Source organism: Gottfriedia acidiceleris, from assembly GCF_023115465.1.
Classification (GTDB): domain Bacteria; phylum Bacillota; class Bacilli; order Bacillales; family Bacillaceae_G; genus Gottfriedia; species Gottfriedia acidiceleris_B.
Genome location: NZ_CP096034.1, coordinates 664337 through 676637, shown reverse-complemented (window position 1 = coordinate 676637; position 12301 = coordinate 664337). Strand labels below are relative to the sequence as shown.

At 33.2% G+C, this 12301-nt stretch carries 7 protein-coding genes; all 7 read right to left on the bottom strand.

Going from position 1 to position 12301, the window contains the following annotated elements:
- Positions 1-68: 68 nt before the first annotated feature.
- Positions 69-470 carry a VOC family protein gene (locus tag MY490_RS03120; protein WP_248267957.1) on the bottom strand — a complete coding sequence of 134 codons (402 nt, stop codon included), beginning with the start codon at positions 468-470 and terminating at the stop codon, positions 69-71.
- 57 nt (positions 471-527) lie between these two features.
- A complete protein-coding gene (locus MY490_RS03115) occupies positions 528-1619 on the bottom strand; it encodes a threonine aldolase family protein (RefSeq protein WP_248267956.1) in 1092 nt (363 codons plus the stop codon).
- 89 nt (positions 1620-1708) lie between these two features.
- Positions 1709-2317: a methyltransferase domain-containing protein gene (locus MY490_RS03110; protein WP_248267955.1), complete on the bottom strand. Its 609-nt coding sequence runs from the start codon at positions 2315-2317 to the stop codon at positions 1709-1711.
- 593 nt (positions 2318-2910) lie between these two features.
- Entirely contained in the window at positions 2911-3975 is a 1065-nt protein-coding gene (locus MY490_RS03105; RefSeq protein WP_248267954.1) for a DUF871 domain-containing protein, read from the bottom strand.
- Positions 3976-4184: 209 nt separating this feature from the next.
- Positions 4185-6563, bottom strand: coding sequence for an immune inhibitor A domain-containing protein (locus MY490_RS03100; protein ID WP_248267953.1), 2379 nt, complete (start codon positions 6561-6563; stop codon positions 4185-4187).
- A gap of 404 nt (positions 6564-6967) precedes the next feature.
- Positions 6968-7822 carry a MurR/RpiR family transcriptional regulator gene (locus MY490_RS03095; protein WP_248267952.1) on the bottom strand — a complete coding sequence of 285 codons (855 nt, stop codon included), beginning with the start codon at positions 7820-7822 and terminating at the stop codon, positions 6968-6970.
- Positions 7823-8008: 186 nt separating this feature from the next.
- Entirely contained in the window at positions 8009-11515 is a 3507-nt protein-coding gene (locus MY490_RS22045) for a S8 family serine peptidase (RefSeq protein WP_282439834.1), read from the bottom strand.
- Between the last annotated feature and the right edge of the window lie 786 nt (positions 11516-12301).

Here is a 12301-nt window from a genome sequence, read left to right as displayed (position 1 = left end):
AAAATAGGACTACTGACAATAAAAAAAATCGTGTCACTGTTTCCAACACGATTTATTCTTACAGTTCTTTATTCATTTTTCGCGAGAGTTAATTGCCAAGAAACACCATATTTGTCATTCACCCATACAAACTTTTCACTGAATGGATATGATTGCAAAGGCATTAATACTTCACCATCTTGACTTAATTGTTTATATGCATTTTCAATTTCTTCATTTGTTTCACAAGTCACATATAATGAAACAGCTGGTGTAAACGTAAATTTATGTTTAACGGTACTATCAATGCACATAAATTGTTGGCCGTTTAATGTGAAAGTAGCGTGTATTACTTTCCCTTCAAACTCACCCATATCTGCTCCATAACGCGTCATATTCATAACCTCTGAATTGTTAAATAGTGACATATAAAAATTCATTGCTTCTTCTGCTTGTCCTTCAAACATTAAGAACGTTGTAATTTTTTGCATTTAAGTCAACTCCCTTTTTCGTTTATATTAAAAATTCATTGCTTAAACAATTTTGGTTTATAGTGATTTCATTTCTTGGTTTAATTTATTAAAAATACTGTGAAGATCCTCTTTAGAGATTGTTGAATATAAATCTCCAATACTAATTTCGCAATAACAAACTTCCTCATTAACTGGTCTTAAGTTACCTGTAATACCAATTTTTGTTTCTTCATGAATCGCTTGAAGTATGTTTTTAACCTTTTCGATCGGAGCATTAAAATGGACATGAAACATATTAGAAACAGGAATAGTTGGGACAGTATTAATTGCTTGGCAACTATTAAAAAAATTGGCTAACTCTACTGCATCTTCATAGTATTGCCCCATCTTATTTGCTCTTTGATCAAAATAAAAATTTGCACTTATTATGTAAGGATAAAGACTAATTAAATCTCCTCCATGTCTTCTTTTCCAAACTTTTGATTCTACTGTAAAATCTCGGTCACCAGCAAGAATTGCTCCCGCTACTCCCCCGATCCCTTTATAAAATGACATATATACACTATCAAATAAGCTGCATAATTCAGAAGCTGTCTTCTTATAGTATGGGAGAATTTCCATTAATCTAGCACCATCTAAATGCAATTTAATTCCCTTTTCACGGCAGTATGAAGAAATTGATTCTAGTATTTCATATGAAGGTAGTTGTCCACCAATTTCGCGTTGTGGTAATTCTAGTAATAAACAAGAGATTTCCTCATCCATTGCTAAAACATCCTCTAACTCAATAACACGACTTTTATCTGCTAATAAAATAGGCTGTATATTATGTAATTTTTTCAAACCATCTTCTTCATGAATTTCTAAATGTGATAAAGGATGATAAGCAACTTTATTAATTCCTTTTTGATCGCACCAAATTCGTAATGCGATTTGCTGTGCCATCGTACCGCTCGGAAAAAACACTGCTGATTCCTTACCTAAAAACTCTGCCATTTTGTTTTGAAAATCTTCAATAAAATTACCTGCTCCATAAAGGTCGCTTTCTTCATTACCATTGAATTCGTTTAGAGCATCCTTTAGTACTTGAATATTTCTGAATCCATTACCCGCTAATTGTTGGTTTGTACTTTTAAATGATTCTATAAAAGGATTAATGTTTTTCAAATTGAACTCTTCCTTCCGACTATTTAATTTACTGTTATCCCACTTAAAAATTCTCCATAACGACCAATAAATCCTTGAAACTTATAAAATTAGTAAGTTAATCGATAGACTAAAAATCTTTCATTTTGATTTTTCGTATAAGTATCAGCTAATAGAATCTCTTGTTTCAATTCAAAGGCAGTCTGGTTTTCTAAAAAATAAATATAATCATCAGAACTATAATACAAAATAATTTCAATCTGTCTTTTTGATTGCTCAACTGAAATTAAAATATTATTTATGATATTCATAAATATTTGGATTGAAAATGGATTAAAAAAATAGAAACAATTATCTAATGGATTAATTTGATAATCTTCAGCTAAGCAGCAATAAAACAGGATCTTGTCTTCGCTTGTCTTTGTTTTTTTTATGTATTTCTTTTTATTTTCCGTTGCTTCATTATAATATTTTTCACTCATTTCAATCCCAACAACAGTAGCATTAAACAAGCTATTAATGTAGAAATTTAATCGTCCTTTACCGCATCCGAAATCAACTATTCTGTCATTGCTAGAAAGTGTGTATTGTTTAAATAGTTGTTGTAAAGCGCTGTAAGGTGTTGGCTCATACCGATGATAATGAAAAGATTCGTTAAATCCTTTTTGCTCTCCCTCTGTTTTTATATTCAGTAGGTCATCATAATACTTATCGTCCATTTTTTCACGACCATTCAGAACTAATATTTTTGTAAGTATCTTTATCATACCGTTTCTAAATAGTTCAGTCTAACCTTACAAAAAGAAGCGTGTTATTTAAACACGCCATGCTGTTGAAAAACTACCTTGTCAATTAATGATCAAATTTTCGTAAAAGGAGTAGAGTGATGTTGATTTCCACTACAGGGTGCTCGCTTTCCATGGGGCGAGACCTGAGCCTCCTCGGCAAGCCTGTGGGGTCTCAGCCTTCCCGCTAATCCCATAGGAGTCGATCACCCCTCCGTTCTAATCAACTTATTCAATCAAAAAAAGTCTGCAATAAATACTAGTCAAATAGCCTTTACTTAGAGTAATCTAACTGTTGTATTTAATCAGCTTATAGATCAATTAATATCGAAAAATTATTAAACTAAACAATCGAATTTGTTTTTTAACTTCTAAAAAAATCATTACTAGTATTGTTAGAAAATAAAATCGCTCAAACACATTTACATTTAAAACCATAAAAATGCTAAATTCATCATTATTAAATGTTCATTTTAAGTCCGTTTTCCCTATTGACGTCTTTATATTTCAACACTCTGGCGTGTTATTTAAACACGCTTTAACTTAAACTTCTTACCCGCTCCAATATATTGTAATAACGATAAATCGTCTTCAATAATCATTCCTATTACATTTACTTTCTCATCACTTGGTAGATTAGTAAGCATAATTTGTAGCTCACCCCCATATCTACCATATAATTCATTATCAATTGTCACAGAGCCAACTGAGCGAGTAATCGTATTTACTGGCTTTAAACTATTCTTACCAAAGCTTCCATATAGTCTAGACTCCATAGATCGAATGACATCACGTGCGGGATCTTCTCGATTCGTATGAACTTGCTCTACAATGGAAAGGATTTCATCTTCTTGTGAAGATGGTTTATATCTTAATTCAATAAGATCCTTTGTTTTTGAAAGAGACTTCATCGTTTCTATTTTTATACTAATATCACCAACTAAAACTTTATCAATGTAACAGTTTTGAGTTAGGTCTAGGTAAGCTAACAGAGGGTTCATTCCACGATGTTTTTCTAATGTTGGTAGTCCTTTAAAAAGCGGTCCTCTCATTTCATCATTTCCAGGGATAAATGCCATTGTTGTAATTCCGAAGCTTTTTAACCATTTGTTTTTTTCGATTAAATAAGTCGTTGCTAATCCGGTTTCTGGACGGGGATAAAAATTATGCCAAGCTTCTACATTTTTAGTTTGTAATCCGCACTTAAGCAATTCGTCTAAAAATGCAGACGTAAGTGTACTAGCATTCAGTGCAATCTTCATTTTTTTAGAAAGGTCTGCTATTTGTTTTTCATTTAATCCGTAATCTACTCGTAATCCGGTAACTCCCCAATTTTGTAATTCGCTAACGGATGAGTAATCTAACCCTAAATGTGTAAGCGATTTTGCTGAAATATCTGCCATAAGCTCCATTTCATTTTCAATTGCCCATGTACCAAGTAGTTGAAGAAGTGATTTATAAGTTGAAGGGTCATCTTCTGGTATGTGTAACGATGTAAAAATTGAATGAAATCCATTTTGTTTTGCTATTTCGATATATTTTTTATTCTTCTCAACATTTTTTTCAGATAAATAGATTGATATACCTAGCATAGTCTCTTTCCTTCTTCCTACTATTAGATTTATACTATTTGGTTATCATTTTAAACTTCCGAAATAAAAAGTCAATACAACTCTATAAATACACGAAATTACATTTCACATTAAAGTAATATACTTTTAGTTTGCCTAATGGTTTGCTATTAATCACTTAAAAACAAAAAAAGAAAGACAACATTAAGTTGCCTTTCTTAAGTTCATCATTATTTATAAACTACGATTGATCCAACTGATCTGTCAGTAGATTGACCATTAACACGAACTTTTAAACCATAGTGTCCAATGTTACGACCAGCATCTGGTAAGAATGCATTATTGTAGTCTTTGCTATCGTTAAATAAAGAGACAGCTTCTTGACTTGGAGATGTAAATGCTTGTCCTGTTGCATAAGAAATGTCATAACCTGATGTTGGATTTAATCCGAATGCTGCATCCGCTACATGGAAACGAGAAGATGCTTCAGCGCCATAGTTCCATAATAAGTTTGTATCGTCGTGAGCATCAACAACACCTAAGAAACCATCACCTGGGTGAATACCTGTCCAGTTTTCAGTAAATGTATCATCAACATACCATACTACTAAACCGCCATCATAGCTTAATAGAGAGTTTCCGCGTTTGATATGAGCTAAACCTTCGTCAGCACCTTTATGGTTACGCCATTCTAATAAGTAGTAATGATTTGAATATTTGTTACCGTCAAATTTAGAAAATCCTTTTAAAGTAAATGGAGAAGTTGCATTTTCAGCACCATCATCAACAATTGTAGCTCCATCTGCTACTACTTTGATATTATCTGCGAAGAAACCAACGTTTGAAGTACCCCAGTCAGTTGCAGAACGTAAGCGAAGCTGAATTTTTTTACCTTTGTAAGCTGATAAATCAAAGCTTTGTGTTTCCCATCCATTTGATTTCCCAGTGAAACCAGGCATTGAATTAAGGATTGTTGGATATCCTTCAGCTACAACATCACTTCTAGTGTGGCTGTTACCTAATGATTTCCAAGTTGCTCCATTATCAGTTGAAACTTGAACAAACGCGAAATCCCATTGTTCTTCCATATCGTACCAAGCGTCAAAAGTTAAAGTTGCTGAAGCTTTACCAGTTAAATCTACAGAAGTAACCATACTGTTATCCATTTCATCTGCTTGTCCACCCCAATACTCATAAGTGCCAGCAGCTGGTTTATTAATAGGTGTTACTTTTTTCGGTAAATTCACTTGAATAGCTTGGTTGTTTTGTCCAAGTGGTGAATTTGCTTGATCTAATAAGAATTGAGTACCTTTTGTAGATACATCTTCCCAGTTTACAACAGTTGGATTAGTCCATTTTCCACCTAAAGTTGATTGGAAATATGATTTTGCCCATGGAGAGAAACCTGTTGGCTCTGTTCCAGGGATCGTTCCAGCCCAAGAACCAGCTGACATGATTGACCAATATTCAACAGCTTCACCAGCACCAGAGTAAATTGTATCGTACTCATCTGGTAAACCTAAATCATGTCCATATTCGTGTGCAAATACGCCTGTTGCACCATCTTCTGGCATCATTGTGTAGTCATAGAAACCAGGTAAACCTTTTCCAAGTCCATCTGGGTCAACGAATTTAGCAGAACGGTGAGACCAAATTGCATTGTCTCCTTGTGCTCCACCGCCAGCTTCTTGTCCCATACCTGAGTGAATGATTTGAAGGTGATCAACTAAACCATCTGGCTCCCAATAGTTGCCATCTCCATCTAAATCATGTGGATCTTCTAAATCGTAATCTTGTAAAGGAACGCCGGCAGCTTTAGCAGCAGCATAAGCATCAATTACTAGTTGTTTTGATCCACCTGGTGTTACGTTATCATGTCCAGTTGCAGAATCTTTTCCGTAATATGCAGCAGTTCCTGGTACTTTTAACCAACCATATGCTTTACCATCAATTGTATAAGTTCCACCAGATTGTTGTTCATAATATTGTTTTTGTGAAAGGAAAGTTTCTCCGTTTGGACCTTTCACACCATTTTTACCAAAAATCATATCTTCATAGTGTTGTTGAGTAAAATCTGGGTACCAGTTGTCTGTTTCATTCTTCTTAATATTGTTATGAGGAACATCAGAAAACTCTACCATTAATGTTAGAAGTTTACCCTTCTTTTGAACCCCTGGTGAAGCTGACTCTTGAACTGGATCAGGAGTACCTTTTAATTGACCAAATTTATTACCGTTTCCGTGTAATAGGCCATTATTAAAGTCTTTGAATTCACTGTGTTTAGCAGCATCTGCTTTTTTTACTTTGCTTGCAATTGGATCTTTTTCTGTTACTTGATCCACTTGACCTTTAACCGCTAAATAACTTTGTAATGCAGCTTGTTTCTGAGCTTCAGAAGCATTCTCAGAAACCACACCACGTTTAATTAATGCAGCTAATAACTTTTCATCGTTAACTAATGACAAATCTAATGTACTTTCTGAATGCTTAGCTAATGCACTATGTACTTTACTTAAGCTTTCAGATGATGCTGTTTTTAATGGAATTCCAGAAAATAAAGTTCCGGCAACCATTACTGATGCAAAACTAGTTACAACAAACTTATTCAAAATAAGCCCCCCTTAATAATTTTCAAAGTACATTTTAATAATATTCTAAAAATTCTTGTGATTATAGAGGGTTTTATTCATCAAATAATTACAAAATTCGCAATAATCTTACAAAAAATTTACTATACATCAAAGAAAAATGACGAAATTCGTCAGTTTTTATAACTTGCTTTTTCGACATTACGTTCTTTAGTCTTATATTATTCTTTTAAACTAATTTTTAAATTTAGCACTTTAGAATTATTAAAATTACATTAAAAATAAATTTAATCATGTAATACATGTAATTGTAACTATATACCGAAAAATCGCTCTTCAAATTTTTACATTTTTTTCCTATATCTATTAACAAAAAAGAAGATAAGTAAAAGTTTTTTACCTATCTTCCCTTGACTAGATTCAGATTACCTTCTTAGTTTTCCTGCTTCTTCACTATACTCATGAAGTTTACGAGAAACTTTGTTACCGATTCGGTTAAAGCATATGACATATAATGAATCGATTATATTTTGTTGTGCCATTTTAGAACCTATACTTCCTATTCGAATATCTTGTTCCATGTCAGGTGTGCATAGCTTGATATCAGCTTCCTTAAATAACGGAGACTTGCCAAGCTTAGTAATCGCAATGATCGTTGCTCCCTTTTTCTTAGCAAAACGAGCAAGCTCTAATACATCCTTTGTTTTCCCTGAATTAGAAACGGCAACAAAAATATCGCCTTCTTCCATATGACCTACTAAAGTAATTACCATATGGAAGTCGGGAGACATAATGGCATGATAGCCAATTTTCCCAAATTTATATGCTCCGTCCATAGCTGATACGGCAGAACCGCCTACTCCATAAAATATAATCTTCTTAGCTTTTACAATTTCATCAGTTGCTTTTTCTAATTCTCTTTTATCTAAAGTTGATACCGTAGCTTCAATAGCAGCTTTATTTACATAAGTTACTTTATTAAATAAATCATAAGGCGTGTCCTTCTTATCCATGACAGAAAAATCATTAATATTCATTTCAGCTACAGTCAAATCTCGAACTAATGCTATTTTAAAGGCTTTAAAACTACCGATTCCTATTGTTTTACAAAATCTAACAACACTTGCTTCACTGGCTCCAGTATTGTTAGAAATATCTTTAGTCGTTAAGTTGGGGACAATTTCAGCATGCTCCATTATATATACAGCGATTTTCTTTTCGGCTTGCGTAAATCGATCCATATAATTTTCAATTTTTGATAAGATTGTTAAATGTTTCATTTACTAAACACCTTTCTGCTAAAAAACATACAAAATACTATTATTCTCTATTATGAACCAAATGTTTATAAAATCATATTAATAACCAAATTAAAGTTGTTTTTTTAGTTCTTTCTACATTTAAAATTCTTGTTAAAATAAAAAGTGTAGGAAAAAATATTCCCTACACTTTTACTTTTTGATTATTTATTGTTGTACTGTAATTGTTTTTGGTGCTACTGATACTTTAAATCCATCTTTACTAGATACATCAGCAGATACTGTATACGTACCATTTGGAACATTTGCTTCTGGAGTCCATTTTAAATGGATTTCATTTTTATCTAGTACATCCATTGAATCAATTATATTTCCATTTACATCTTTAATATAAATTTTCCAATTTACATTGTTATTTGCAAAAGCATTGATTCCTGCTGGTGTTTTTGCATTTACATTTTTATTTGGAGATACACTGAAGTAACTAACAAGCATTCCCTCGTTAATATAAGAAGGATCACCCCAAACTGTATAACTTTGGTTTAGTGCATAGTCCGCTCCTAATACTACAACGCTCTTTGGCTCTTCTTTTACTAGAGTAGATGTTGCTCCTTGTGGTAGTGACTTATATTTACCGTTATACCAGACAATTGCACCATTATAACCACTTCCAACATCATTCGCTTTGAATGAGATTTCGTATTGGCCATCTTTAGGTGTTACTTTTATATCCGAAACAACTGGAGCAACTGAGTCAATATGCAATGGAAGTTTTACGATTTGTGGCTTCGCACCATTATAATCAAGCGTTGTTTTGATTACATAGTTGTATACGCCATCCTTCACTACTTGTCCATTTTGATCTTTTAAATCCCAACCATATCCAGTATTCAAATAGTCTCTAAAAGACATAATGTTTTTACGGAATTTCCATGGCTTACCAGTGTATTCACTAAAATCACCTAAGTATTGAAGTAATTCACCTTTATCATTTTCTACGTACATTTCTGTTTTAGCTAAGTTACGAAGTACTGTAAATGATGGGTATACTTCTTTCAATGGAGTATTTGGAGACATTACAATTCGATCCATATTAAATCTTCCTGTGATTGGATCATAACCTAATGGGAATACCCCTTCTGCTCCTATTTCATCATTCCAAAGTGTTGTATAACCTAAGAATGCATCTTTCTCATATGCTGCTGGATCAATATTTTTTGATTGATCCCATTTTCCGTAATACCCCATATAAGGTACTGATAACGGTACTGCTGAATCGCTATTTTGTCCAGAAGGAACTAAACGTACGTATCCCTCAACAAATGAACCATCTTTTAAGCTTGATGGAAGTTGAATCTGAACATCAAGATTTTTTTCTTGTCCTGGTTTAATTTTTAATGTCTTTCCTTCTGTGCTTGTAACTGTTTCACCATTTACAGTTGCCGTAGCACCTTGTACACGCTCACTTTTTAATGTTAAATATTCTTTTGAATCTAACTTTCCATCATTGTCTAGGTCAAATTCTTTTGTTTCTCTGCCATCTGTATATACATCTACATACACTTGATACTCTAAATCTTTTACATTCAGATTTTGAAGCGCTTCTGCATTTAATTTGAAGTGAATATTATTGTTAACTTCTTTAAGTGCAACTGCTCCTGCTTGCTCAAGTGGCGTTTTCTCTCTTGTCACAAGTACAGGCGTTTTAATCGAGTTTTGAATTTGCATTAAACCAGATCCTTGAATACGCGGAGAATACGGTACTTCATTATTCATACTAGGATCCTGTATTAATTTAGAAGTGTTCATTAAAGCAATTTTAGCCTTTAAAGCTGTACTCTCTGAACGTTTTAATCCTTTTTCATAAAGTGATTGTAAAACTAATGCTGAACCACCAGCAACATGTGGAGATGCCATTGATGTACCGCTCATAACCTCATAGCCATTCCCTGGTACAGTAGAATAAATATTTCCTCCTGGTGCAGATATTTCGGGTTTAAAGTCTAATGTATGTGGTGCTCCGTATGAAGAAAAATATGACATCATATTCTTATCCGGGTTATCAACATACACCCCTTTAGATGGTTTCATTTTTACAACATATCCACTTTTCAACTTAGAAATTAATGCATTACCTATCTCTTTACTTGTCGTGGCTGCTTGTACATTAAAATAAGGACTCCAATAAACTAATGGGTAGTCAAGATCATCAGCAGCAGGAACTAGAATTACTGCTTTTGCGTTCTTCTTCTTCGCTTCTGATTGAATATAGGAGTAAGTAGCATATCTTACATTTGGTTTTGCTACTACAATTTTACCAGTTAAATCAGGAAGATTTTTAAAATCGGCAGTTTTACCTTCTCCTACATAAACCAATTCATAAGATTCAAGCGGTGATAATACTTTTGATAGATTAAAGTTATATTGTGATTGATCTTGGTATGGAAGTTGCAATCCATTTTCTTCTTTTAACGTATTCATATGGATACTTGTATTTTCATATGAAGCCACAGATAACGCAAAAGGACTAACTCCTGGTTCCCCAACTGTACCAATATCCGGATTTTCGGCATATGGTTTTAAAGAAGATTGCAGCAAATTATTTTGTGTACTATAAGCAGAATTCCCACCAGATACAACTACAAGCGTACCTTGCTCAGTCGCTTCACGGATAACTTTTTGAATCGGATCATCTACTTCACTAACAAATCCTGAATCAGTTCCTAAACTCATATTAATGACATCTGCTCCCATTGTTACCGCATGCTCAATCCCTGCAATGATGTCGTCTTCATACGCCCCATTTGCTGTATCAGAGAATACCTTTTCTGCTAGTAACTGTACGCCTGGTGCAATACCTTCTACCCCATCATTTGCGTCATCACCGTTTGCACCAATTGTTCCTGATACGTGCATGCCATGTTCATTTCCCAAACCATGCGGAATGACATCTGTATCATGATCGGCCCAGTCATATCCAGTTGGAACTTTGTCACTGTACCAAACTTCTCCTACACTTGTTTCAGCTAGTTTACTTTTAATATTTTCTTGATTCCATTTTTCTTTTGCTTTTCCTTTTTCAGTGATTGTCATGTCTTTATGCGTATAGTCAATACCAGTATCAACTACCGCTACTAACAATCCCTCACCTTGGTATCCATAACTTTGCCAAACTTTTTGAGCTTGTACTAATTCTTTACTTGCTCCCATTGAAGATTGAAACTTTCTTGCAATATGTACATTCGTAACGCCTGGTGTTTGTAGAATTTCTTTTAAGTTACGATATTCTGTCTCCAAACTAAAACCATTAAAGCCTTCATAAAAGCGTTGATTTATTTTAGGTACGGATCTTTCCTTTGATATCTTTGAAATGACTTGATCTTGCTTTTCTTTAAAGCGTACTTTTTTAGTTTGAGTAGAATCATCAGAAGTTGTTGGTTGCTCTACTTCAACGATTACACGGACTTTGTCATTTGGTTTATAAGCATGAGCATCATTTAAATCTTTATAGCCAAATGGGTCTACAGCTTTTTCGCCAGTTTGTTTTTGTTCTTCAACAAAAATCTTTTGACCCTGCTTTGCAATCTCATCTAAACTTGGAGCTGGCACCTGATTTTCATTTGTTCCTTCAGCAAATCCAGTTGATGTAAATAACATTGAAGCTAAAGTTGTCGTTGCAAGGACTTTGTAAGGAAAGCTTTTTCTCTTTTTCATCTTTAATCTCCTCTACAGTAAACTTTAATGTTTTTGAATCTATTAAAATAAAATAAATTCAAATCAAAACTGATTTAATTAATGACTAATGCATTACTAAGAAACTCGATACTATTTTAATTTTAATTACGTTGCCCCTATATTCATATTGGGTTATTAAACCGGACTTTTGGCATATTCTGTTTGAAGTAAACTTAAAGAATTCAAGTAGAAAGAAAGAGGATTTTGACAAATTCAGTCGAGGATGTTCGAAAAAAGTTTATTAACTCGGGAAAAATGTATTAATTGGTTGAGACAATTTGAAGGTTATATTCGTTTGTATTAGATAAAAGAAGCATTTTGTCATTTTCAATCGAGGTCTATTATTTTTTGTATAGGTAATAATATCGTATTAATAGTAGTCGGAATAATCTGTCTTCACTATAATTACGACAAGTTTCTACTTTTTTCACCTGAACATGGTAGGATTGGTGAGTTGATCTAAAATGGAGCATTTTTGTGTAAAAATTGTTTTTAGCTTATCAATGAGTAGATTTCAGAAAAAATACTTTAATCTAGGAAGTATTTTGATGATTTTTATGTATTTATTGGGTTATGCCTTTGTTTTTATTACTGTTTATTTGCTATTCTGCTATTTTTATTGCCATTTCATATTTAATTGCGATTCTCCAATTTTAATTGCTAATTCTCGTTTTAGATTACAAGAATTTAATTACGTTTTCCATTTTTAATATGTCCCTGAGATTAATACAATTTCCCACCTCAAACAAAAATCGAAATTTTCGA

Excerpts from the sequence above, each read along its gene's own strand:
- MY490_RS03095 (WP_248267952.1), bottom strand. The coding sequence starts at position 7,822 with ATGAAACATTTAACAATCTTATCAAAAATTGAAAATTATATGGATCGA.
- MY490_RS03105 (WP_248267954.1), bottom strand. The coding sequence starts at position 3,975 with ATGCTAGGTATATCAATCTATTTATCTGAAAAAAATGTTGAGAAGAAT.
- MY490_RS22045 (WP_282439834.1), bottom strand. The coding sequence starts at position 11,515 with ATGAAAAAGAGAAAAAGCTTTCCTTACAAAGTCCTTGCAACGACAACT.
- MY490_RS03110 (WP_248267955.1), bottom strand. The coding sequence starts at position 2,317 with ATGGACGATAAGTATTATGATGACCTACTGAATATAAAAACAGAGGGA.
- MY490_RS03120 (WP_248267957.1), bottom strand. The coding sequence starts at position 470 with ATGCAAAAAATTACAACGTTCTTAATGTTTGAAGGACAAGCAGAAGAA.